The sequence below is a fragment of the Desulfobacter hydrogenophilus genome (genome assembly GCF_004319545.1).
In the GTDB taxonomy this organism is placed as follows: domain Bacteria; phylum Desulfobacterota; class Desulfobacteria; order Desulfobacterales; family Desulfobacteraceae; genus Desulfobacter; species Desulfobacter hydrogenophilus.
In genome coordinates, this window is sequence record NZ_CP036313.1 from 1,889,274 (window position 1) to 1,912,025 (window position 22,752).

Annotated in this window: 24 protein-coding genes and 1 pseudogene; 19 read left to right on the forward strand and 6 right to left on the reverse strand. The window is 46.7% G+C overall.

All coding sequences use genetic code 11. From position 1 onward, the window contains the following. Positions 1-119 precede the first annotated feature (119 nt). Together EYB58_RS08135 and EYB58_RS08140 are read left to right on the forward strand one after the other, a co-directional pair. Entirely contained in the window at positions 120-716 is a 597-nt protein-coding gene (locus tag EYB58_RS08135; RefSeq protein ID WP_242637594.1) for a peroxiredoxin family protein, read from the forward strand. Positions 717-729: 13 nt separating this feature from the next. Then, on the forward strand, positions 730-1,332 hold the full coding sequence (locus EYB58_RS08140) for a peroxiredoxin (protein WP_111952498.1): 603 nt from the start codon (positions 730-732) through the stop codon (positions 1,330-1,332). Between the two features lie 117 nt (positions 1,333-1,449). Here EYB58_RS08140 and EYB58_RS08145 read toward each other — a convergent pair whose 3' ends face one another. Both EYB58_RS08145 and glgC read right to left on the reverse strand, forming a co-directional pair. Continuing rightward, positions 1,450-2,910, reverse strand: coding sequence for a glycogen synthase (locus EYB58_RS08145; RefSeq protein ID WP_111952499.1), 1,461 nt, complete (start codon positions 2,908-2,910; stop codon positions 1,450-1,452). Further along, a complete protein-coding gene (gene glgC / locus EYB58_RS08150) occupies positions 2,910-4,142 on the reverse strand; it encodes a glucose-1-phosphate adenylyltransferase (protein ID WP_111952500.1) in 1,233 nt (410 codons plus the stop codon). The genes EYB58_RS08145 and glgC overlap by 1 nt, the downstream gene beginning before the upstream one ends. A 573-nt stretch (positions 4,143-4,715) precedes the next feature. On the opposite strand from glgC, the gene EYB58_RS08155 reads away from it, so the two are divergent. The 5 genes from EYB58_RS08155 (at position 4,716) to EYB58_RS08175 (ending at position 10,868) form a co-directional block, all read left to right on the forward strand. Continuing rightward, entirely contained in the window at positions 4,716-6,887 is a 2,172-nt protein-coding gene (locus tag EYB58_RS08155; protein WP_111952501.1) for an HAD-IIB family hydrolase, read from the forward strand. After that, positions 6,877-7,722: an HAD-IIB family hydrolase gene (locus EYB58_RS08160; RefSeq protein ID WP_111952502.1), complete on the forward strand. Its 846-nt coding sequence runs from the start codon at positions 6,877-6,879 to the stop codon at positions 7,720-7,722. Before EYB58_RS08155 ends, EYB58_RS08160 begins: the two co-directional genes overlap by 11 nt. Beyond that, positions 7,719-8,612 (forward strand): carbohydrate kinase family protein, encoded by an 894-nt coding sequence (locus tag EYB58_RS08165; protein WP_111952503.1) that lies wholly within the window; start codon positions 7,719-7,721, stop codon positions 8,610-8,612. Before EYB58_RS08160 ends, EYB58_RS08165 begins: the two co-directional genes overlap by 4 nt. A gap of 66 nt (positions 8,613-8,678) precedes the next feature. Further along, on the forward strand, positions 8,679-10,631 hold the full coding sequence (locus tag EYB58_RS08170) for an alpha-amylase family glycosyl hydrolase (RefSeq protein ID WP_111952504.1): 1,953 nt from the start codon (positions 8,679-8,681) through the stop codon (positions 10,629-10,631). Positions 10,632-10,670: 39 nt separating this feature from the next. Beyond that, the gene (locus EYB58_RS08175; protein ID WP_131072032.1) at positions 10,671-10,868 is read left to right on the forward strand and encodes a hypothetical protein; all 198 of its coding nucleotides are present in this window, start codon (positions 10,671-10,673) and stop codon (positions 10,866-10,868) included. 63 nt (positions 10,869-10,931) lie between these two features. Here EYB58_RS08175 and EYB58_RS08180 read toward each other — a convergent pair whose 3' ends face one another. After that, entirely contained in the window at positions 10,932-11,504 is a 573-nt protein-coding gene (locus EYB58_RS08180) for a TetR/AcrR family transcriptional regulator (protein WP_111952506.1), read from the reverse strand. Between the two features lie 402 nt (positions 11,505-11,906). Here EYB58_RS08180 and EYB58_RS08185 point away from each other — a divergent pair, with 402 nt between their 5' ends. From EYB58_RS08185 to EYB58_RS08195, 3 genes are all read left to right on the forward strand, one after another. Continuing rightward, positions 11,907-12,572 (forward strand): peroxiredoxin-like family protein, encoded by a 666-nt coding sequence (locus EYB58_RS08185; RefSeq protein WP_111952507.1) that lies wholly within the window; start codon positions 11,907-11,909, stop codon positions 12,570-12,572. Positions 12,573-12,645: 73 nt separating this feature from the next. Then, on the forward strand, positions 12,646-13,518 hold the full coding sequence (locus EYB58_RS08190) for a DsbA family oxidoreductase (protein ID WP_207309143.1): 873 nt from the start codon (positions 12,646-12,648) through the stop codon (positions 13,516-13,518). Positions 13,519-13,541: 23 nt separating this feature from the next. Continuing rightward, a complete protein-coding gene (locus tag EYB58_RS08195; protein WP_111952508.1) occupies positions 13,542-14,243 on the forward strand; it encodes a Crp/Fnr family transcriptional regulator in 702 nt (233 codons plus the stop codon). Positions 14,244-14,417: 174 nt separating this feature from the next. Here EYB58_RS08195 and EYB58_RS08200 read toward each other — a convergent pair whose 3' ends face one another. Continuing rightward, positions 14,418-14,618, reverse strand: a complete 201-nt coding sequence (locus tag EYB58_RS08200) for a hypothetical protein (protein WP_131072033.1) — start codon at positions 14,616-14,618, stop codon at positions 14,418-14,420. A 154-nt stretch (positions 14,619-14,772) separates the two neighbouring features. Here EYB58_RS08200 and EYB58_RS08205 point away from each other — a divergent pair, with 154 nt between their 5' ends. From EYB58_RS08205 to EYB58_RS08220, 4 genes and pseudogenes are all read left to right on the forward strand, one after another. Further along, positions 14,773-15,426 carry a flavodoxin family protein gene (locus tag EYB58_RS08205; RefSeq protein ID WP_111952510.1) on the forward strand — a complete coding sequence of 218 codons (654 nt, stop codon included), beginning with the start codon at positions 14,773-14,775 and terminating at the stop codon, positions 15,424-15,426. 33 nt (positions 15,427-15,459) lie between these two features. Further along, positions 15,460-15,621, forward strand: a pseudogene (locus EYB58_RS08210) (Tn3 family transposase); the annotation flags it as partial. A 273-nt stretch (positions 15,622-15,894) separates the two neighbouring features. Further along, on the forward strand, positions 15,895-16,359 hold the full coding sequence (locus tag EYB58_RS08215; protein ID WP_111952512.1) for an MFS transporter permease: 465 nt from the start codon (positions 15,895-15,897) through the stop codon (positions 16,357-16,359). A 19-nt stretch (positions 16,360-16,378) separates the two neighbouring features. Further along, positions 16,379-17,137: a phytochelatin synthase family protein gene (locus tag EYB58_RS08220; RefSeq protein WP_111952785.1), complete on the forward strand. Its 759-nt coding sequence runs from the start codon at positions 16,379-16,381 to the stop codon at positions 17,135-17,137. Here EYB58_RS08220 and EYB58_RS08225 read toward each other — a convergent pair. Beyond that, positions 17,125-17,781 (reverse strand): lysophospholipid acyltransferase family protein, encoded by a 657-nt coding sequence (locus EYB58_RS08225; protein ID WP_111952513.1) that lies wholly within the window; start codon positions 17,779-17,781, stop codon positions 17,125-17,127. The two genes, EYB58_RS08220 and EYB58_RS08225, sit on opposite strands and share 13 nt — an antisense overlap. Before the next feature lie 425 nt (positions 17,782-18,206). Here EYB58_RS08225 and EYB58_RS08230 point away from each other — a divergent pair, with 425 nt between their 5' ends. The 5 genes from EYB58_RS08230 to mobB are packed head-to-tail and all read left to right on the forward strand — an operon-like array spanning position 18,207 to position 22,190. After that, a complete protein-coding gene (locus EYB58_RS08230) occupies positions 18,207-19,196 on the forward strand; it encodes a TRAP transporter substrate-binding protein (RefSeq protein WP_111952514.1) in 990 nt (329 codons plus the stop codon). A gap of 5 nt (positions 19,197-19,201) precedes the next feature. Next, positions 19,202-19,696, forward strand: coding sequence for a TRAP transporter small permease (locus EYB58_RS08235; RefSeq protein ID WP_111952515.1), 495 nt, complete (start codon positions 19,202-19,204; stop codon positions 19,694-19,696). After that, the gene (locus tag EYB58_RS08240) at positions 19,693-21,012 is read left to right on the forward strand and encodes a TRAP transporter large permease (protein ID WP_111952516.1); all 1,320 of its coding nucleotides are present in this window, start codon (positions 19,693-19,695) and stop codon (positions 21,010-21,012) included. The genes EYB58_RS08235 and EYB58_RS08240 overlap by 4 nt, the downstream gene beginning before the upstream one ends. 51 nt (positions 21,013-21,063) lie before the next feature. Then, positions 21,064-21,675, forward strand: a complete 612-nt coding sequence (locus EYB58_RS08245; protein WP_111952517.1) for an FmdE family protein — start codon at positions 21,064-21,066, stop codon at positions 21,673-21,675. 23 nt (positions 21,676-21,698) lie between these two features. After that, positions 21,699-22,190, forward strand: a complete 492-nt coding sequence (gene mobB / locus EYB58_RS08250) for a molybdopterin-guanine dinucleotide biosynthesis protein B (protein ID WP_111952518.1) — start codon at positions 21,699-21,701, stop codon at positions 22,188-22,190. 238 nt (positions 22,191-22,428) lie between these two features. On the opposite strand, the gene EYB58_RS08255 is transcribed toward mobB, so the two are convergent. Next, positions 22,429-22,665 carry a hypothetical protein gene (locus EYB58_RS08255; RefSeq protein WP_131072034.1) on the reverse strand — a complete coding sequence of 79 codons (237 nt, stop codon included), beginning with the start codon at positions 22,663-22,665 and terminating at the stop codon, positions 22,429-22,431. Positions 22,666-22,752: the final 87 nt, after the last annotated feature.

A 22,752-nucleotide genomic window follows, 5' to 3' on the forward strand; every position in this document is an offset into this window, starting at 1 on the left:
CGAGATAACCATGAGGTGTACTCACCGTACCTTGAATGGTTATGAAATGCACCACAACGCCGTCCCGCTAGGCGGGATATACGGAAGCCGAATTTTAACTGATATGCTATTAAAATATTTTGAAATATAAGGAGTGTATCATTATGAAAATGAAATCTATGTGGCTATATATACTGGTTTTTCTGACTTCAACAATATATCCTGTCTATTCGTATGGCAATCCACTGGCTGAGGGCAAAGAACTTCCTGACATGGAGCTGACCATTCCAGAAAATCAGGAACACCAACAATATCTGGGTATAACAGGGGAAGGTACTTTTAAAATACCCCAAATAAAAACAAAGGTGGTGATCATTGAAATTTTTAGTATGTACTGCCCTCACTGTCAAAGGGAAGCACCGACTATAAATGAATTTTATCGAAAAATAGAAAATAGCAAAAACTTAAAAGGCAAAGTAAAGCTCATCGGAATTGGTGCGGGTAACTCCGATTTTGAGATGGAGTTTTTCAAAAAAAAGTATGACGTACCGTTTCCGCTTTTTCCGGATGGAGATTTTTCCATTCACCAAAAAATCGGCGAGGTCAGAACACCCTATTTTATCGGTCTCAAAATATTGGACAACGGAAAAGCGACCATATTTTATTCACAGCTTGGTGGCCCCAAAAATGCCAAGCAGTTTCTAAACAGGATTTTAAAACGTTCAGGATTGGAATAAGGAGGTGTTTGCCATGGGAAAGCATCTATTTTTTATTACCATTTTTTTTGTTGTTTCTGGGTTTTTAGGTGGCAATGCCTTTGGACTTTCAGACGCATTTAAAAATAACATATACAATCCGGGCAACTTAAAACCGATAGACAGCGTATTGAAACTGAAAGTCGGTGAAAAAGTTCCTGATTTTACGCTTCCTTCGATATCGGGAGAAAAGATTTCTCTTTATCAATTAAAGGGGAAAAAGAATGTGGTTATATCCTTTGTTCCGGCTGCCTGGACCCCGGTATGCTCTGACCAATGGCCGGGATATAATATTGCAAAATCTATATTTGACGAAAATGATGCTGTTCTTCTTGGAATTACGGTTGATAGCATTCCTACATTATTTGCATGGACGAACCAGATGGGGACATTGTGGTTTCATGTCCTTTCTGATTTTTGGCCCCATGGTAAAGTGGCGGACATGTTCGGTGTTCTTCGCTCTGATGGCGTCAGCGAAAGAGCTCTGTTTGTTATAGATAAAGAAGGGATTCTGCAATATGCTAATGTCGGGGATATCAATAAAAGGCCGGATCTAAAAGATCTCGCAAATGAGCTTGAAAAGTTGAAAAACAGATAGCGCTATTTCAACATCAGACCCAAAAGTGGCTAAGATTTACATGCCGTAGACTCTTTTTAATGAATTCGGGGGACACCTTACTTAATTATTGGGGATTATGTAAAGTGCCCCCCGAATTTACCAAAGTTCTCCCCTATTACAGTTTTTAAGCATTTTTCTATATAGTCCCTCATACTCTTCTGCACTCTTTTCCCAGGTAAACTTCTGTTTCATGGCCCGTTGCTGGATTTCAAGATAAAGGGGGTGGTTTTCGGTGTAAAGGGATATGGCCTGTTTAAGCCCATTGTAGCAGCTGTCATTATCCGGAGATACAAAACTTATGCCCGTGGCAGAGTCTTTGCCAAACCCGACAACCGTGTCTTTCAGCCCGCCTGTCTCTCTGACGATCGGAAGGGTGCCGTAGGCCAGGCTGTAAAGCTGGTTCAGTCCGCAGGGCTCAAAAAGAGACGGCATCATAAAAAAATCAGACCCCGCCTCAATCAGATGTGACAACCCATTGTCATATCCATTGACAAAACCCATTTTTTGGGGATATTGACGTTGAAGATAATGGAGTCGGGAACCATATTCAGGTTCACCCGAACCGAGCAAAACAATTTGAATTGGGGGGTCTTCGTACAGGAGACGCTCAAGGGCCGGAATAAGATAGTCAAACCCCTTTTGAGCCGTAAGCCTTGCCACAAGCCCCAACAAGGGATTCTTGCTTTTTTCTGGAAGGCCCATCCGCTTCTGGAGCGCTTTTTTACATCGCTGTTTTCCTGTCAAGTCCCCGGAGAAAAAGTGATGGGGAAGAAAGGGGTCAGTCCGGGGATCCCAGAGGCTGTAATCACATCCGTTGAGGATGCCCTGGAAACTCACCTTTCTACTGTTCAGATACGGCCACAGGTTGTGGGAGGTATCAGGGGAAAGAAGCTCCCTTGCATATCCCGGGCTTACTGCATTTATCGCATCGGCGTACATGATGCCGCATTTAAGCTGATTTAAAAGGCCATACTCCTCCATTAGATCGTGGGTAAACCGCTCTGGCCGGATGCCAATGGCATCTATCCATCGCCTGTCTTCCTTACCCTGAAAATACCCATTGTGAATTGTCAAAAGAGATCGGGTACCTTCAAATTCAGGGCGGTCAAGGTAATGTTCCTTGAGATAATAGGGAGCAACGGAGGTCTGCCAGTCGTTGCAGTGCACAATATCCGGGATCCAATCGCTTTTGAGGCAGTCTTCCAAAGCGGCCTTACAAAAAAAAGCATAACGAAGCACATTGTCGGGATAGGAAAAATTGTTATCCCCATAAATGCCGTCCCGGTTGAAAAAATCGTGGTGTTCAATAAGCCGGACGGCAACCGATCCCAGATGAACCGGGTGAACAAGACACCCATACCGTTGGAAATGATTCAGGTTAAAATAAAGGGGAACAGGATTTTTTGACCACAACGAAAGATCCTTGTACTTTGGAAGCGCAACTCTTACATCATGTCCTCTGTCCACTAGTGCCTCTGCCATGGCCGCTCCAAAATCGGCAAGCCCCCCGGTTTTGACGATTCCATCCATCTCCGACACGATCATGAGAATTTTCATCACACAAACCCCACCCTTGCGCCCTTGGGAATCACAACAACACCACCTTCAGATACCTGAAAACGCTGACGATCAAGCTCTGGATTTTCTCCAATAATAGTGCCCGGTGCCACCATCACATCCTTGTCAATAATGGCTCGACGAATGCGGCAGTCGGGGCCGATATCGGTATTGCCCATGATGACCGACTGTTCGATCGAAGTACGGCTGTGAACATGAACCCTGTACCCGAGGATACTCTTGTTTACAAGGGCACCGCTTATGATACAGCCGGAAGAAACTGCAGAGTTGATGGCATGACCTGTTCTTTCCTCCTGGTTGTGAACGAATTTTGCCGGAGGAACTGCAGGTGAGTAGCTTCTCAAGGGCCAGTGCCGGTTATAAAGATCAAACGAGGGAGTCGCGGCAATCAGATCCATGTTGGCCTCATAGTAGGCGTCCACTGTGCCCACATCCCTCCAGTATCCCTTTGAGTTAGCAGGTTCTCCCATGATTACGTTTGTGGAAAAATCATACACATAAACATTCCCATTGGGAAACATCATGGGAAGGATATTGTAACCGAAATCATGAATTGAATCGTCGTCTTCAGCATCGATCTGGAGATAATTGACCATGGCGTCCGCATCAAACACATAGTTACCCATGGAGGCCATAACATGGGTCGGACGATTGGGAATGGTTTTGGGATTTTGCTTTGGTTTTTCTTCAAAACCGATCATTTTACCGTTTTCATCAACCTCTATGACACCAAATTGACCTGCCATTTCAACGGGAACCGGAATGGCAGCCACGGTAAGTTCAGCCCCCTTGTTTTTATGAAAGTCAATCATCTGTCTGATTTCCATTTTATAGATGTGATCACCGCCAAATACACAGACAACTTCAGGATCATAGTCGTCAATAAGGTTTAAATTCTGGTAGATCGCGTCACAGGTACCCTTATACCAGTGCTTACCCATACGCATCTGTGCGGGTATGGGATCTATGAAATATCCTGTCAGACCGGAAATACGCCATGCCTGACTGAGATGCTTCATCAAAGAGTGTGACTTAAATTGGGTCAGCACAAATATGCTATGCAGATCTGAGTTGACAAAATTATTTAGGACAAAGTCAATAATTCGATAACTACCGCCAAAGGGAACAGCTGGCTTAGCCCTATTACTCGTAAAGGGAAATAGACGGGTACCCTCACCGCCTGCAAGGATCATTGAAAGAATGCCGCTCATACCCCTCCTTTATTGCGATTGGATTATGCATGATACGCCTTTATTCTCCATACCTCAAATTGTCTTTTTAAACAAGATTCTTCCAGATAAACTAATGTTTTTAGGTAGTTCACTCAACGCCAGGCAATGCTGCCTGCGGTCAGACAGGACAAAATCCCTCTTCCTGCCTCTCCTGCTCAACAGAATGTCACAAATAAACTTATTTCTCAAGGGATCCCGGGTCAGGCAGCAAGGCCGGGGATCTATTTTAGAGCACCATATCCATACAATTGCACCTTCTATATGAAAGTCAAAAGAATTTATTGAATTACTTTCATGTTTCGTTGTAGGTTGAGTCTGGGTGTTGATAGACTAGGTCAGCCCATGGCTGTTACACGGATAAGCCTATGGTACATAGAACCTAAAAAATTTGGGTATCCTTCATATGATCCCAAAAGTACTTTACACTTTTTGAATGGAGGTTTCCGAAAAATGGGAGTCGGCATCTGGAAAGTGTAAAGCGGGAAATGAAGGATGCCCAAATTTGTAGGTATAATATTGTACTTTTGAAAGTTTGTTATGGAGGAATACTTAATGACTCAAAAAGAAGAAGGACTCTATATTGTCCTGTTGAGCATTCACGGCCTCATTCGCTGGAATAATCTTGAACTGGGCCGCGATGCAGATACAGGTGGCCAGACGCTCTACGTGGTGGAATTTGCCCAGGCATTGGCCAAACAACCCGGCATCAGAAAAGTTGACCTGATCACCCAATGCGTGGTCGATAAAAACGTCTCTCCAGACTATGCACAGCCCATAGAAAAATACGCCAACAACCTTCGCATCGTCAGGATTGATGCCGGACCAGAGGAATATCTCGCTAAAGAAGAGCTCTGGGATCATCTCGATTCTTTCAGTGACAATCTGGATGCCTTCTTTCATGCCAACAACTCCTTTCCAGATATTATCCACAGCCACTATGCCGATGCGGGCTATGTAGGCTCACATCTTGCCAGCAGACTGGGAATCCCCCTTGTCCATACAGGTCACTCCCTGGGCCGTGTCAAGCGAAGCCGCCTGCTGGCAAGTGGACTTAAGGCAAAGGAAATCGAAACCCGTTTCAAAATGAGTCGGCGGATTGAAGCCGAGGAACTGACCCTGGCAACGGCAGAACGTGTCATCACCAGCACTCTTCAAGAAATTTCAGAGCAATACGAACTGTACGACCACTATCAGCCGGACCAGATGCGGGTCGTTCCTCCTGGTACAAACCTTAACCAGTTTACCCCCGCATCAGGCGATGAGGTGAAAAGTTCTCTATTTAAAGAATTGACCCGTCACCTGAAATCACCTGAAAAACCTATTATTTTAGCACTATCTCGACCGGACCCACGGAAAAACATCAGCGCGCTCATCGAGGCTTTCGGTCAATCCACAAAACTCCAGGAGCTGGCTAACCTTATTATCATCGCCGGTAACCGTGATGATATAGATGACCTCGAAGACGGCGCACAGGAGGTTTTCCATGAACTGCTGGTCACCATAGACCGTTACGACCTCTACGGCAAGGTGACTATGCCAAAGCACCACAGGCGTGATCAGGTTCCCGAAATCTACAGGATTACCGCGGCTACCGGTGGCGTATTTGTCAACCCAGCCCTCACGGAACCTTTCGGGTTGACGTTGATTGAAGCGGCTGCCTCTGGTCTGCCCATTGTCGCCACCGAAGATGGCGGCCCACAGGATATTATAAATAACTGTAAGAACGGCTTTCTTATTGATCCGCTTGAACCGGAAACAATCACAGACGCCCTGTTAAAGCTGTTTGGTGACAAAGACCTGTGGCTCAAATATGCCACCCAGGGACTCATTGGCGTCAAGGCACATTATTCATGGGAAGCTCATGCAAAACGCTATTTTACAATTATCAAGCCCATCGCTGACCGTTCTGAACAACTGCAACGCAAACCGACCAAGCCACGCAAGGGATTGTACCGCGACAGGGCCATAGTCAGTGATCTCGACCACAATCTGATTGGTGACGATGAATCTCTTGGCAAACTGATGACCCTCCTTCGACAACATCGCACCAGCAGTCGCTTTATCATCGCCACTGGAAGACGCCTTGATTCCGCCTTAAAATTAATGAAAAAACATAAAATCCCAGTACCTGACGTGTTGATCACAAGCAGCGGCACAGAAATATATCACGCCCCGAAGCTGACCACCGACACCGCCTGGACGAACCACATTGATTACCAGTGGTCACGACGCAGGGTAAAAGGTCTTCTCACCGATTTTCCCGGGCTGAAAAATCAGCCCAATGTTGAACAAAGTCGCTTTAAGCTGAGTTACTACATCGATCCTGAAAAAGCTGACATTGAAGAGGTTAAACAGCTGTTGCATCGTGAAGAGCAGGCGGTTTTTGTCCAGGCAGCTTTTGAGCAGTTTCTTGATATCCTGCCCCTGAGAGCCTCCAAGGGTATGGCGTTACGCTACGTTGTTGAACAATTCTCCATACCGCTGGAAGCTGTTTTTGTCGCCGGTGGTTCAGGTGCTGATGAGGATATGATGCGGGGCAATACCTTGGCTGCGGTGGTGGCCAACCGCTACCATGACGAATTGTCCCAGCTTGATGATATTGAGCGGATCTATTTATCCAACCCACCATATGCTGCAGGAATCCTGGAAGCACTTGAATTTTACGATTTTTTTGACACCTGCAAGGATCCACGGGAATCGGAGGAAAATAATAATGGTGAATAGATTACTCCTCTGTACCGATATGGACCGAACGATCATCCCCAACGGTCGCCAAACAGAGCACCCGGATGCCCGCCCACAGTTTGCTAAGCTCTGCAGCATACCGCAAGTCAAGCTGGTTTATGTCACCGGGCGATCTCTGGCCCTCGTAAAACAGGCAATTTCAGAATATGATCTCCCTGAACCTGAATATATTATCTCAGATGTAGGTACAATAATATATGATAAAAAAGAGAGTACATGGCAAAAAATGCAGACCTGGCAGGAACTGATTGCAAAAGATTGGCAGGGAAAAACCCATGACCAGCTGCAAAAGGCCCTCAACACAATAGTTGAGCTGGAGTTGCAGGAAGCACATAAGCAGAACGACTTTAAGTTAAGCTATTATATATCTATGGATGCGGATCTCAAAAGTATCCTTGCAAACGTAGAGACCCGATTGGCAAAACTGGGGGCAAATGTTAGTCTGATTCATAGCCTTGATGAACCTGAGCAAGTCGTCCTGCTTGACATCCTGCCGCGTAACGCAACTAAAAAGCATGCCATTGAATTTTTGCAAAAGCAGTTAGGCTACAAAACCCGGGAAATAGTTTTTGCCGGTGACAGTGGCAACGATCTGCAGGTGCTGGGCAGTTCGATCCCTTCGATTCTTGTGGCCAATGCGGAAGATGATATCAAAGAAAGGGCTATAGAGCTGGCTGACAAAAACGGCCACTCCGAAGCCCTCTATCTGGCAGAGGAGAAGAACTTTGCCCTTGGTGGCAATTACACCGCCGGAGTCTTGCAGGGGCTTATATACTTTGCCCCGGAAATAGGAGAAAAAATAAAAATACCATGAAAGAGAATAAAGACAAACTCTACATTTTTGGGGAAGTACTTTTTGACTGTTTTCCAACCGGTGAAGAGATTTTGGGCGGGGCCCCGTTCAATGTAGCCTGGCACCTCCAGGCCTTTGGTGATCAACCAACGTTGATTTCCCGGGTGGGAAAAGATAGTCAGGGCACCAGGGTCTTAAAAGCGATGGAAAAATGGCAGATGGACACAAACGCGGTGCAGGTCGATGATGAGAATCCCACCGGACAGGTTGACATTACAATTGATGCGGGTGAACCACGCTACGATATTGCCGCCCCCAGCGCCTACGATTTTATCACCAGCGCTCAACTGTCCGCACCGCCTGCCCATGGCATCCTTTATCATGGTACCCTTTGCCTGAGAAACCAGGTATCCCGCAGCACCTATGAGAAAATAAGCCACAATAATAAGCTGAAGATTTTTCTTGATGTCAACCTGCGTTCGCCCTGGTGGCAGAGAGAAGAGGCTCTTGCCTGGCTCAAAAAAGCCCACTGGGTGAAAATGAATCAGGAGGAACTGCAACTGCTGGGAAAGCATGAAACCACAAGCATAGAAGAACAGATGGCTGAGCTGCAAACGACCTATGAACTTGAACAGCTGATAGTTACCCGGGGGGCACAAGGTACCATCATCAGAACCGCTGCAGGAGATTTCCACTCGCTGGTTCCAGAAAAAAACCTGAAAATCGTTGATACTGTTGGCGCTGGAGACGCCTTCAGCGCTGTATATATTCACGGGTTACGAAGCGGCTGCTCCATTGCTGAAAGCCTCCAACACGCTCAGAAATTCGCGAGTAAAGTTATTGGCTTACGTGGTGCAACCACAGCAGACTTGTACTTTTACCAAGAATTTATGGCTTCGATTTCTTCATAGACCTTATTTCCTTTATTTCATACTGGAACTAACTAAAACTGTAACACTTATTATTTAAGGTAGAATATGTACGAACAAGTTTCCCATACACTTTTAAATGACATTCTTAACCGTATCAAACCGGAAATATCCAAGCAGGACCTGCGACATTTCTATACCCGCCTTGGAGCAAATTTTTACAGCATTCACTCCCTGTTTCAAAAGCTTTACGGGGACCGCGAGGATTTTGTAGCGCAGGCTCAAAAGCTGGTTGAAACCATGGCTCTGCAGTATATTAAGCGCCCGGAAAATCTTCGCCGGCTCGACCTTGCCCGGGAAAAGGATTACAACTGGTTTCTCAGCCAGCAACTGGTCGGAATGGCTCTCTATTGCAAAGGCTTTGCAGGTAACCTCAACAATCTGCAGGGACACCTGAACTATTTCCAGGAACTGGGTGTTAACCTGGTTCATGTGATGCCGATATTACCCTGTCCGGAAGGGAAAAGTGACGGCGGCTATGCCATCAATGATTTTAGAGAGATCAACCCTGAACTTGGTACCTTAGAAGATCTTCAACAGTTGACAGCCGAGATGAGAGAACGCGATCTCCTGCTCGTGCTCGATGTCGTTGTCAACCACACCTCCGACATGCACTACTGGGCAAAGCGCGCCAGAGCTGGTGACAAAAAGTATCAGGACTACTACTACACCTTCGAAACCCGCAACATCCCGGATATGTTCGAACAGAGCATGCCTGAAATATTTCCGGAGACATCGCCTGGAAACTTCACTTGGAACGAAGAAATGGGCCGCTGGGTTATGACCGTTTTCAACGATTTTCAGTGGGATCTCAACTACAGTAACCCTTCCGTTTTTATTGAGATGCTCAACATAATCCTTTTCTGGGCCAACCAGGGCGCCGATGTTTTGCGGCTTGATGCAGTGGCTTTTCTGTGGAAAAAAATAGGCAGTACCTGCCAAAATGAACGGGAAGCACATTTGCTCTTACAGCTTTTCAAAGACTGCTGCCAGGTCACCGCACCTGGGGTCGTCTACATTGCCGAGGCCATCGTTGCTCCTGTAGAGATGATCAAATATTTTGGGGAGGATGCGGTTATCGCCAAGGAGTGTGAGATTGCCTACAATGCAACCTTCATGGCGCTGTTATGGGACGCGGTAGCTACTAAAAATGCCCGTCTACTCAACCAGGGGATCAAGAACCTGCCGGTCAAACTGGAGAGAGCCACCTGGCTAAACTACGTTCGTTGTCATGATGATATAGGCCTGGGTTTTGATGACCGGGACATTTTGCTCTGTGATTACGAACCCGCCCGACACCGGAAATTTCTGGTCGATTATTTCACCGGAAAGTTTGAAGATTCCCACGCTCGCGGTTTGCCTTTTGGACAGAACGAGAAGACCGGCGACGCTCGTATTTCAGGGTCTCTTGCTTCACTCGTCGGTCTGGAACATGCCCTTGAAACCGGCGACAATAAAGCGATAGACGATTCAATCAAAATAATTTTGCTCCTGCACAGCATGATTCTATCCTTTGGCGGTATCCCGCTTATCTACTACGGCGATGAGATCGGCACCCTCAACAACGATTCCTACCGTGATGATCCCCTTAAAGCAGGGGACTCACGTTGGATACACCGACCATGGTTTGACTGGGAGAAAGCGGAAAGGAGAAACAGTCCAGGCACCGTCGAATATAAAATTTTCACTGCCTTGAAACAGATGATTTCCATAAGAAAAGAAATTACTGTCTTTGCCGATTTCAATAATCGAGAGCTTATCGAAGTAGAAAATCCGCACCTTTTTGTTTTTGGTCGTTACCACCTGCAACAGCCAAGCGAGCAGGTTCTGGTGGTGGCCAATTTCAGTGAGGACCCTCAGCATCTTAACCTCGACGACCTCGGGACATGGAAAGCGCAATACAAAACTCTGGTGGATTTGTACTGTGGGGAGAGCCCGGATATTTTTAAAAACAGTCTTGTCATTCCCGGATACAGTTTTTACTGGCTATGTGAAAAGTAGGGGGTTTACAAAGCGCTTACAAAAATCGGCGCAATGTCCGTGGCAAGTTTTAACTTTTTTATAGGTGGCGCACTTGGCACCTGGCTCAACGGTATGGTGATGAAACAATACGCTACTGAGCAGATATTTTACCCTACCTCATATATGATGCTGGCGGTGAGCATCCTTGCCGCCATATTTATTGCCCGGTTTGAAATGAGAAAGAGGCAACAGACCTGCAGCGTATTGAAAAACTGACGGGAGAAAGCGCTGGGGAAAAAACAGGTTACACATGTGGTCATGGCTATCGGCTCTAAAACATCAGTCTGCCTGATCCCAGGGCAGCCAGGGCAGGCCTTGTTTTAATCCTTCCCGCATCCGGTGGGCAGACCCCTGCCGGTAGCCGTATACCCTCATTCCGAAAATATTCAGCATCAGGCTTGTTGCCCGATCCCTGCTGACTTGGGAACCGAATTCTTTTTCAAGATAAGTTTCGTAAAGTGCTTCAATGGTACCTAATTTTTCAGATGCCAGTTCATAAAGTTCGTTACCTTCAGTAGCCAGTTCAAGTTGGGTCTTAACCAGAAAACAGCTGCAATAATCTTTTCGAGTCGATTCCTGGATATATTTTTCAAGAATGGAACAAATTCCTTTCCCTACGCTTGGTGCGTTATCCAGCACTTTGCGGATCTGCCGAAGTCCTTTTTGTGCATAATTGTCCAGCGCTTCCCTGAACAGGCCTTCTTTGTTGCCAAAGGCATGGTAGATGGAACCCGGCTTAAGGCCGGTGGCTTTTACAACCTGCTGCATGGAAGATCCGCTGAATCCGTTCTGCCAGAACAATTGGATGGATTTATCAATCACATCATCTCTATCAAATAGTGCTTTTGCCATAGGTCAACCTAATTTTTTAATAGTCTGCTAATTCCTTAAAATGTATGTAGTGTCCGACCGAAAATTGTAAATTCTTCTCGAGTACGAGACAGGTGAGAAAATTTCCAAGTTTTTGTTCAGACACTATAAATTTTAACACCACAATTTAAATTTACAAGATCTTTTTGATCGTTTGTTCAAAAAGTCATTGACACGAGATTTTTTGTGTTGTATTTTGAATGTACGTTCAAGATACATGTATTTGAAAATCATCAACACTGACAAATTTTAAAATTACATTGATATAAACAGCCATGGGCTGACTTGGTCTATCAATACCGAGGTTCAACCCACAACAAAGCATGAAAGTAATTCAGTGACTTATTGGAACCTTCATATAAAATTAACCATAAGGAGAAGTCCATGACTCTTAACGAACAACTGGCTGAACTCAAAGCCCAGAATGTTGCCAAACACCCCAAGAAAATCATCAACTTGCAGCTGGAAGATATGAAGAAAATGAAGGAATCCGGTATTGTTGACAATGCACCTAAAACAGGTGAGAAAATGAAGGACTTTACCCTGTCCGGCCCCCTTGGCATCCCCAGAAGCCTTGCTGAACTGAGAAAAAAAGGGCCGGTTGTGGTGACCTTTTACAGGGGAGGATGGTGCCCCTACTGCAGCCTTGAACTCCGTGCATACCAGGCGATTCTGAAAGACATTAAAGACGCCGGGGCTACCCTGGTTGCTATCACTCCCGAACTGCCCGATGCCTCCCTTTCCACGACTGAAAAAAACGAACTGGAGTTCGAGGTGCTGACCGACGTAAATTCCGAATATGCCAGGGAGATCGGCTTGGTCTTTACCCTGTCCGAACGCCTCCGCCCGGTTTATGCAGATTTTGGTATTGAGATTGAAAAACACAACGGGACAGGGCAATTCGATCTACCCTTGGCCGGTACTTTTGTGGTTGACACCGACGGCACGATTGCCTGTGCAGGTGTTGATGCGGATTACACCAAGCGGACTGAACCCTCTGAAGTGGTTGCCGTAATTAATTCTTTAAAAACCAAAAAAGAGAGAACTTGAAATGACAGCAAAAAATAAACTGACAATTTTGTGGACCAATGACAATGTGATTACCGCATAATCGGAGGTCAGCATGAGTTTAAAAGAGACTCTCACTGCAATGAAGCAGGAGTCCATCGCCACAAAACCGCCCGAGCTGGTTGGGCCTCTACTTGAGGAAACCGACACTCTGGTGAGAACCGGGATCGCAGACAAGGCGATCAAAATTGGCGAAGCTCTGCCTGAGTTTACACTTCCCGATGTAAAGGGCAGCATGGTCAGCTCAAAGGAGCTTCTCAAAAATATGACAGATAAAATAAAACTGGACATTCTTTCGGACGTGGTTTGCCCATGGTGTATTATCGGATACAAGCGGTTGGAAAGCGTGATTTTACAGATGGGAATAGAAGACAGGGTTGAAATTGAATGGCACCCTTTTGAGCTGAATCCCCATATGCCTCCCGAAGGTGAAGAGATCGTGGGGCACATGTCCGGTAAATACGGGATGACCCGTGCGGTTTCCCTGCAAAACCTAGGAAATATGGCCCAACTGGGTGAGGAGGCAGGGTTTAAACTCGATTTTTTCGACGGAATGAAAATGGTGAATACACGTGATGTTCACATCCTGCTTGATTATGCAAAATCTCATGGGTTGCAGACTCAATTGAAGCTCCGTCTCTTTGAAGCATTTTTCAGTGAACGCAAGGATGTTTCTGACCGTAAGGTTCTGGCCGGCGAGTTGGACGCTGTGGGCCTGGATGTTGAGAAGGGGCTGGCGGCCTTGAAGGACGAGGGCGCCCGGGAGCGTATTCAGATCCAGGAAAACTATTGGCTCGGCATGGGGATATCATCGGTGCCCACAATGGTCCTTAACCAGTCAGGCTTTCTTAGGGGAGCACAGGGCATTGACACCTATAAAATGGTCCTGACCGGGTTGATGAATAAAAAAGAAAAAATACTGATGTGATCGTAACTCCTGAAAGGTATAAAATGGCTTGTTTATGTGAACAGACAGCAGGGAACTTAGAGACATCGCCAAACTGTATCGGCAAACTCTGGGCTTTTCAAGATCTTCCCAGAAAAGAACTCATGGCAACCGTGAAAGAGGCCACAAGAAGAAAGATAAAAAAAGGTGATACCGTATTCATGCAGGGAGATGCGGCCGATGAAGTCTTTCTAATTAAAGGAGGGCGTATCAAGCTGACCAAGGTGCTTGAAAACGGGACCGAACTCATGCTTGATCTGCGCAGGGCAGGGGCCTTTGTCGGAGAAAATATGTTTTCCGAGGAAGGGGAATACCCTGTGTCTGCGGTCTGTCTTGAAGACACCTTGACCTGTGGGTTTACCCGGAAGCAGTTTGAAGAGTTGGTACCCAAGCACCCCAAGGTGGGGCTGCAGGTGATCAAAACCCTCAGCGAAAGGATTTCTTGGCTCACCACCCGTGTGGGCAACCTGACGGTAACCAATATTGAGGATCGGCTCTACCGGATGCTGAAAAACGTGGCAAAGGACCACGGTGCCAAAAGCCCTCAAGGGGTGGTGATTCAATTTCCTTTAACCCATGAGGACCTAAGCCTTCTGGCAAGGGCACACCGGGTGACCATTTCCCGGGCGATGAAAGCCCTGAAGGACGCCGGAAAAATTATTCTTGAAAATAAATTATTGATTTTGCCTGAGCTGGATGCGGCATAAAATACCAGAGGATAATGTCACATGGAAAACGAAATTTTAAAAATAAATATTCTTTCGAGGGATCGGTTTATATTCTTCCAAGTTAGCCTTTGCTTTGGGTGATATCCGTTATTTTCTTCCGATTCCTCCCATTGGGGTGGCCGCTTATATTTTTGTATTTAATCTGTTCAAATCCTATGATGGGCGGCTGCCGGAAAAAACAATGGTTGTGGCGTCGGAAATTTTTATTTCCACGGCAATATCCAGCTTAATTTTTTTTGCATTCACCGTTTTCTTAATAACGGCTATGGGCCGCCTTGAACGTTCGTCAGCGTGCCTACAACAAACCATGAAAGAATTCAGGTCGTTGGTGGTTCTTTCATATAAAACAGCCATGGGCTGACTTGGTCTATCAATACCGAGGCTCAACCCACAACAAAGCATGAAAGTAATTCAGTAACTTATTGGAACTTTCATATAAAAATCATCATCGGTATGTTCATAAAGTAACCGTAACGCATTCAGCTTAATCATGAAGGAGGGTTTTAAAATGCAGGCAAGGATTATAGGTATTTCAGGCAGTCCCATTAAAAACAGTAACACTGACCGGCTGATCCAGGCCATTTTAGGCAGCAGCGGACTGAATTCGGAATTCATAAAATTAAGCAAAATGAATGTGAAGCCCTGCATTGCCTGTCTGGGATGCAAAAAAGACAACATCTGTAAAGTTAAGGATGATTTCCCTGAACTTGCCGAAAAAATACGGAGGGCAGAGGCCATTGTTGTCGGTGGATATGCCCCATATGGTTCTGTGGATGGATTTACAAAGGCATTTCTTGAAAGATTGTTTTCTTTGCGGCATCAAAATGGGCTTAATCGGGGAAAATTTGCCGTTGTTGTGGCTTCGGGCATTGGGCGAGGTGCTCCGGGACTTGAAGAGACCGGTCAGCAGATTGAACATGCCTTGACTGTAGACGGAATGGAGATTTTGGGTAATCTGAAAATAACTGGGAATACGGAATGTCTGGTATGCGGGTTCGGTTCGACGTGCCCAATGAGTTCTCTTCCCTGGGTATTCGGAGACGATATTGAAGTCACCCCGGATAAATTCTGTAAAGTAGAAGATCAGTCCGATGTTTGGGAACGGGCCAACGAACTTGGACTGGAAATTGCTGAAAAAATTAAAAATCGGGCTTTGATGTAATCAATAAAAATAGAAATTATACCGATAAATTCGATCAAACAAAATTACATTCGTGGAGAAACCTTAATTCGAGCTGATGCCCTGCTGGTAGAACATCAAGAAATTTTATTATTGGCTAAACAATGGGGCGGTGGAAAGATGGTATCTGCTGATGGTATGCGTTTTGTGGCACCAATACGAACCATCAACGCAGGACCAAAATGACATTGCCCGAGGATCTGTAAATGTCCGAAGACGTTTGCCACTTGTATCCGTTTTTGTTTTCAGATACAAGGAAACCTTAGGAACAGGTCTTAAATAACTTGCCCATTTTGCTATATCTGAGAGCGCGGGTGTCCCGCCCGCATGTCCGTAAGTATTGTAACGATGTGGGCGGGGCGCCCGCGCTCCCAGGTTAAGTTATTTCGGACTCATTCCTTAAGAGCCTTTTATAAGAAGGCTTTAAATCACAAACGTAAGGATAGCCCCATGGCCCAAACAAGAAAACAGAATATCATCCCCAAAGAGCAGGCCGTTTTCTGGATGGATAAAGACGGCGCCTGGCATAATGAACACGGGAAACTGGAACACCCCAAAATTATAAAATATTTCAATCAATCCATTGCAAAAGACGACCAGGGATATTTTTTAAGCCAGATCATCAATGATGTTGAAGAAAAGGTCTATTTCCCTTACGAAGAAACGGCTGTTTTTGTGGTGGATCTCGTCAAAAAAGACGCCGGGATTGAATTGACTTTAAATACCCTTGAGACCATTGCCCTTGATCCCGACGTCCTTTACATCAATGCGGACGCCCTTTTTATGGAAACTGACGCCCATCTGGTCAAATTTACCCAGAACGCCTTGGCACAGATGACTCCTTTTTTAATAGACACCCCCCAGGGTCTGGCTTTAACTCTTAGCCGGACACAGACGGTTATTCGTGAAAAATAAATCAGCTTTTTGGGGCTCCATGATGAATCTTTTTAGATTTTGCATCGTCCGAACTTACCTGACCATCAGATATTTTTTTCATTGGGTGACGCGCACAGGCAGCTTTGGTCCGGGCCAGGCAAGGTCTCTTACTTCACCCCCCGAACTGTCCAAAGGACAAAGTCTTCAGGCGGCCCTGTTTCGCCACCATGTCAAGCAATACCATGAATCTTCGTGTTCGGTGGCTTCGGTGGTCTGTGTGGTCAATGTGCTACGGGAGCGGTACGGACGCCCCGGTCCCACAGTTACCCAGCAGGCCATTCTGGACAAGGTGAGAACTGCCCACTGGAAAGAGCGCATGGGGCCGGACGGGTATAATGGGCGGCGGGGGCTTCCTCTGGCGGTTCTGAGGACTGTGGTCCAGGACAGTCTTGTGGCCTATGGTGTCCCCTTTAAAGAGGTTGAAATGATCCAAGGCGCCTTAGATTCAGGCAGGAACAGGGTAAGGCGGCAGATTTTTGGGCACCTTAAAAAATTTCAATTCCTGGACAATTGTTTGATCATTGCCCACTTTGATCAGGGTACTTTTATAAAGGCGTTGAACATCCCCCATATTTCCCCTGTGGGGGGATTTGATCCGTCAACCGGTTTTGTCACCATCCTGGATGTTGATCCTGATCAGTTGGCATACGATATCCCCTTTGACAGATTTTACAAAGGTATCGCCACCGGATACGCCGGGGTATTCAGACCTTTTGGGTATGATCGGGGCGGGGTTGTGGTTGTTCATCTGGTCTGACGATGTAGACCCGGCAACATTGTTTTTTCAAGCCGGTCACGCAGGTCTTCAAAATTTTCATTTTCTTTGTCGCAGATGTGGATGGGGTCTGAAAAACGCAGCCGGACCCTGGCAAAGGGCTTGGGTAGCATGAACCGGTCCCAGGAATTAAAAAACCAGGCCCGATCTGCATCGGTGAAAAAAGGAACCAGCACGGCATTGGTCTGCAATGCCATTTTTATGATACCCGGTTTTACTTTTCCAATTGGACCGGTGGGGCCGTCCAGGATATGGGCGCCAAAGCCATGGGTATTGAGATGGGCAATCATTTCTGCCATGGCCTCTTTGCCGCCCCTTGAGGATGAACCCCGTGGTGTGTGCCATCCGCTACGCCGGGCTACGGCAGAGATAAGCTCGCCGTCCCGGCTTCTGGAAATCATCAACCCCGGATGATACCGGGCATATTTTTTAAAATGCCGAATGGCCGAAAAAAACTGCTGGTGCCAGGTCACCAGAATTACTGGCTGGTTTCCATTGAGCATGGCCTGCCAGCTTTTTTCATTTTCAACCTTTAATCTGAAGGTCGCAGAATAAAGGCGTACGAAATAATATATAAAGCAGATAAAGGGACGGGTATAAATAATAAATTTAAGTTGTTTGATCATTTCAAGGGTTCCTTGGGAGAGTAATGATCATGACGCTATCAGACAGGAAGAAAAAAGCAAGGAGAAAGTGGATACCCCTCCAGCGATTTTCGGGCCGGGCGGATAAATGGATTTATTATTGTTGACGGTGCAATGAATAGTGGGCTGGTGCCCAGGTTTTCATACTCGTACTTTCAGGGTTTAAATTTATTAAACCCCGTCGGAGAAGCCGCTTTGAGCAAGGCTTCCTTTTGGGATTTATAAAAACATCCCGATTGTTCTGTTTTCTCGTGGGTAATATCGTTGACAACGCAACTAACTTTACACGATACGCCCGTCATTCGGGCGGTTTTTTACTTGACTGTCGGGTTGCTCGGATAGTATAGGCCGATATCCTTAAAGCTTTTTATAGTTAAATTATAATCACTTTTAAATTGTGAGGTACCATGAAAAAATGGTCTGTGTTAATAGCTTTTTTACTGTGCCTGTCCTGGGTATTCCATGCTTCAGCCAAAACCACCCTTAGATACGCCAATTTTTTCCCGCCCACACACATCCAGAGCCAACTTGCTGAAAGCTGGTGCAAGGAAGTTGAAAAAAGAACCAATGGGGACGTGGTTATTCAGTACTTTCCGGCCTCCACCCTGACCAAAGCCCCCCAGACTTATGATGGGGTAGTCCAGGGTATTACCGATATCGGTATGACCGCTTTGGGATACTCCCGGGGCAGGTTTCCGGTGGCAGAAGCCATTGATCTGCCCATGGGATACACCTCCGGGGTTCAGGCAACGGCTGTGGCCAATGCCATGTACGAAAAGTTTAAACCCGAAGAATTTAACGAGAGCCACATCCTGTTCTTTCATGCCCATGGTCCGGGGCTGATCCACACCCGGGATAAGGGAATAAACACCCTTGAAGACTTAAAGGGTCTTAAAATCAGGAGCACAGGGACCAGCGGCCTGGTTATGGATGCTTTAGGTGCATCCCCCGTGGGCAAAAGCATGCGGGAGTGCTACCAGATGCTGCAAAAAGGCGTGGTGGACGGCTCCTGTCACCCCATTGAATCCAACAAAGGCTGGAAATTGGGTGAAGTGGTACATTATATGATTCAGAATTTTTCCACCGCTTATACCACCACATTCGGTGTATTTATGAACAAAAATCAGTGGGATAAGCTTACGCCGGAACAGCAAAGTGCCATTACACAAATCAGCCTGGAGTGGGCCGTGAAACACGGAGAGGCCTGGGATGAATCCGACAAGGCGGGCATGGCGTTTTTCAAGGAAAAAGGCGGGGTTGTAATCCCCCAGTCAGAAGAAGAATCTGAAAAGTGGCGTGGGGCTGCCCGGCCGGTCCTTGATAACTACATTAAAAAAGTCTCTGAAAAGGGTGTAGATGGAAAGGCTGTTGTGGATTTTATTAAATCCAACATGTAGTATCTATGAAATTGCTGGATCGTATTTTAAATCTTGTTTCCGACTTGCTTCGGTCTGCCGGTGCCCTTGCTCTGACACTGATGATGCTCATTACCGTGGCGGATGTGGCAGGGCGTTTTTTTAAACACCCTATTTTTGGGTCTGTGGAACTTGTGGGCTTTTTCGCTGTTGCCGTGGCCGCTGCGGCCCTGCCTCACACCTATAAAGTGGGCGGGCACGTGGGGGTGGAGATCATCACCCGTCTTTTGCCCCGCAAGATCCGTCTGCTGCTGGACCTGTTTACCCGGACCCTGACGCTGATTCTTTTTTCAGTGGTGGCCTGGCAGATGTTTGTTTATGCCAAAGACATGCAGCAGGCCGGTGAAGTCTCCATGAACCTGGAATTTCCACTGCACTATATTGTCCTTGTCCTGGCCGTGAGCCTTGCTTTTTTTTCAGGCACTATTCTCCAGCAGATTGTTGACACCGTCAACCAATTAAGAAAAGGCACAACCGGATGAGTCCCGTTCTTGCAGGAATTATCGGCATTGCCGTCATGATCATCATGTTCATGACCCAGATGCCTGTTGCGTTTGTTATGGCCCTGGTGGGGTTTATTGGCTTTTCAACCATGACAAGCCCGGATGCAGGGCTTGTCCTTTTATCCAGGAATATCTATGAAACCTTTGCCTCCTATGATCTGACCACGATCCCGCTGTTCATTCTCATGGGGCAGCTCGGATTCAATTCCGGCATATCCAAGCGCCTTTATTCCGCCGGTTATAAATTTTTGGGAAGCGTGCGCGGGGGCCTTGCCATGGCAACGGTCACCGCTTGTACGGCATTCGGGGCCGTATGCGGCTCAAGTCCGGCCACAGCCGCCACCATGGCAACGGTGGGATTACCCGAAATGAAGCGGTTCAATTATGACGATGCACTGGCCACGGGCTCTGTGGCCTCGGGCGGCGGCATCGGCATGATCATGCCTCCGTCCGTAGTGCTGATCATCTACGGTATTTTAACGGAGCAGTCAATTGGCCAGCTGTTTGTGGCCGGTATATTCCCGGCCCTTCTTGTTACTATGCTTTTTATCAGTGCTGTTTATATCACCTGTCTTCTGGATAAGAACGCCGGGCCTGCCGGGGAAAAATTCTCTTGGGCAGAGCGCTTTAAAGCGCTTTTTGGCCTTGGCGAGACCCTGATTATTTTTGCCCTGGTGGTGGGCGGTATTTTCTACGGACTGTTCACACCTACGGAAGCTGCGTCCGTAGGCGCTTTCGGTGTTCTGGTCATTTCTGTGATTCAACGCCGGCTCACCTGGAAGGGGTTCGTGAAGTCCTTAATGGAAACCTTGACCACCTCCTGCATGGTTTTAATGCTGATCACAGGGGCCGTTATTTTCGGTAAATTCCTGGCCGTTACCCGGATTCCATTTGAGATTGCATCCTGGGTGAGCGGGCTTAATATGGCTCCAGCCATGGTTATTGCCGTGATCATTTTCATCTATTTTCTGGGCGGTTGTTTTATGGATGCCTTGGCCTTTGTTACCCTCACGGTTCCCATATTTTTCCCGGTGGTCATGGAACTGGGGTATGACCCCATCTGGTTTGGTATTATCATTGTCATGGTCACGGAGATGGGGGTTATTACACCGCCTGTGGGCATTAATGTCTACGTGGTTTATGGGGTGGCCAAAAACGTGCTGTCCCATAACGTGCCCCTGGAAAAAATATTCAAGGGCATTACCCCGTTTCTGATCGCCTTGATTATCGGGATTATCATTCTCATTGCTTTTCCCTGCATCATTTTGTTCCTTCCCCATTTGATGTACTCCTGAAAAGCTGTTAAAAAGAAGATACATTCAAAGAGAAAAAATATCGGGGGGCTATTGAAAGATTTTAATACACTGCTGGAAGGATCGGCGCAGGTCCATGGTCATCTATGTTCGGGTCAGGTGATCGGGGTGCGTATGGCCATGCTCGGGTGCCGGCTCATTGGCCTGGATGAACCGTCAACACTGCCCCAGATCAAAAAAATCATTGTATATGTGGAGATGGACCGGTGTGCCACGGACGCCATCTCCTATGTCACAGGCGTAAAGCTTGGTAGAAGGTCCTTAAAATTCATTGATAACGGCATTATGGCAGCCACCTTTGTGAACCTTGAAACAGGGAAGGCGTTCAGAATCGTTTCCACGGAAACAGCCCGGGATCTTGCCCCGAAACTGATGCCTCACATTGAAGATCCAAGGCTTGCCCAACTTGAAGCCTACAAAATCATGGATGATTCAGAATTGTTTACGGTTACCCAGGTAAAAGTCAATGTCCCGGCGTCGGACATGCCCGGTCCCACACGGTTCAAGGCTGTATGTGCCCGGTGCGGCATTGTGGTCAGGGATAAAAAAGAAGTTTTTAAAAACAACCAGATTCTGTGCCGGCCCTGTGCCCTGGGAACCTATTATGAGCCTGTGGACCCCCATGAAAATGAGCCAAAAGAATAAGATGCCGTTTAAGGGAGACCCCCATGCAGACCATTGTCCAAATCATCGGCCAGCCCGGTTCCGGTAAAACCACCCTGGTGGCGGAGCTGGTGCGCCATTTCACTGAAAAAGGCCTGTGTGTCGGCACATTGAAACACTCCAGCCACGCTTATGAATTGGACAAACCGGGCAAGGATTCCCATTTACACAGGCAAGCAGGAGCCTGCCCCGCCGCCATGGTCAACGCTAAAATGGCCGCCTTATATTTCCCGGCCTCTGATCTCACCCGGCCCGAAAAACTGATCCAAACCTATTACTGCCATGCAGACCTTGTTTTCATTGAAGGATGGATTTCAGGACCCTATCCCAAAATCGAAATCTGGCGGCAACGTGTGGGTAAAGCGCCGTTGTTTACGCATGTGGAAAAGGTCTGTGCCCTGGTGTGCGACAGGGTGCCGGCGGACACAGGAAAACCATGTCCCCCAATTTTTGCCCTGGATGATATTCCGGACATTGCCGGTTTTATTCATTCATAGAGCCATTGCCTTATGTATATCATTGAAACGCTTTCATAGATCCAAAGGACTTTTGATTTCTTTCAATGTTTTAGATTTTATAAAAATAAAAGCTTCATCCTTAAACTATAAGGGTATTCAAGACAGTCTATCACCCGATGAACGTCATCCCTGGAAAGTACCACAAGTATAGTTTCCATCTATGGTAAAAGAATGCCTTTACTCTCGAACCAGAGGAATTATCATAGGAGGGTAATGCTCAGACATTGGTGATTGTGTTTGTTCTTCCAGCCCGGCATAGTATAATATCAGGGGCCTTCTGGGTCTGATCCTGCTGAAATGAATCCTGATTTTTGGATTTCAGTTTATCAACAAATAACGGCAAGCTTTTAATATCGGCATAGCCATGGTCATATTTTTTACAAAAATCAAGATAGTGCCTGAGCCATTTCCGGTAGGCCGGGTATTCTTTGGGCTGGGTTTCGCTGTTAATCAACAGCCGGTTATCTTTTTCAATTAATGCCGCCGTGAATCGCGGTGCTGACTTCGTCCAGTCACTGCACACCGATCAATCAAACTATCG

Coding starts and splice junctions, on each gene's coding strand:
- EYB58_RS08140 (WP_111952498.1), top strand. CDS start 730: ATGGGAAAGCATCTATTTTTTATTACCATTTTTTTTGTTGTTTCTGGG.
- EYB58_RS08145 (WP_111952499.1), bottom strand. CDS start 2,910: ATGAAAATTCTCATGATCGTGTCGGAGATGGATGGAATCGTCAAAACC.
- glgC (WP_111952500.1), bottom strand. CDS start 4,142: ATGAGCGGCATTCTTTCAATGATCCTTGCAGGCGGTGAGGGTACCCGT.
- EYB58_RS08155 (WP_111952501.1), top strand. CDS start 4,716: ATGACTCAAAAAGAAGAAGGACTCTATATTGTCCTGTTGAGCATTCAC.
- EYB58_RS08160 (WP_111952502.1), top strand. CDS start 6,877: ATGGTGAATAGATTACTCCTCTGTACCGATATGGACCGAACGATCATC.
- EYB58_RS08165 (WP_111952503.1), top strand. CDS start 7,719: ATGAAAGAGAATAAAGACAAACTCTACATTTTTGGGGAAGTACTTTTT.
- EYB58_RS08170 (WP_111952504.1), top strand. CDS start 8,679: ATGTACGAACAAGTTTCCCATACACTTTTAAATGACATTCTTAACCGT.
- EYB58_RS08180 (WP_111952506.1), bottom strand. CDS start 11,504: ATGGCAAAAGCACTATTTGATAGAGATGATGTGATTGATAAATCCATC.
- EYB58_RS08185 (WP_111952507.1), top strand. CDS start 11,907: ATGACTCTTAACGAACAACTGGCTGAACTCAAAGCCCAGAATGTTGCC.
- EYB58_RS08190 (WP_207309143.1), top strand. CDS start 12,646: ATGAGTTTAAAAGAGACTCTCACTGCAATGAAGCAGGAGTCCATCGCC.
- EYB58_RS08195 (WP_111952508.1), top strand. CDS start 13,542: ATGGCTTGTTTATGTGAACAGACAGCAGGGAACTTAGAGACATCGCCA.
- EYB58_RS08200 (WP_131072033.1), bottom strand. CDS start 14,618: ATGGCTGTTTTATATGAAAGAACCACCAACGACCTGAATTCTTTCATG.
- EYB58_RS08205 (WP_111952510.1), top strand. CDS start 14,773: ATGCAGGCAAGGATTATAGGTATTTCAGGCAGTCCCATTAAAAACAGT.
- EYB58_RS08215 (WP_111952512.1), top strand. CDS start 15,895: ATGGCCCAAACAAGAAAACAGAATATCATCCCCAAAGAGCAGGCCGTT.
- EYB58_RS08220 (WP_111952785.1), top strand. CDS start 16,379: ATGATGAATCTTTTTAGATTTTGCATCGTCCGAACTTACCTGACCATC.
- EYB58_RS08225 (WP_111952513.1), bottom strand. CDS start 17,781: ATGATCAAACAACTTAAATTTATTATTTATACCCGTCCCTTTATCTGC.
- EYB58_RS08230 (WP_111952514.1), top strand. CDS start 18,207: ATGAAAAAATGGTCTGTGTTAATAGCTTTTTTACTGTGCCTGTCCTGG.
- EYB58_RS08235 (WP_111952515.1), top strand. CDS start 19,202: ATGAAATTGCTGGATCGTATTTTAAATCTTGTTTCCGACTTGCTTCGG.
- EYB58_RS08240 (WP_111952516.1), top strand. CDS start 19,693: ATGAGTCCCGTTCTTGCAGGAATTATCGGCATTGCCGTCATGATCATC.
- mobB (WP_111952518.1), top strand. CDS start 21,699: ATGCAGACCATTGTCCAAATCATCGGCCAGCCCGGTTCCGGTAAAACC.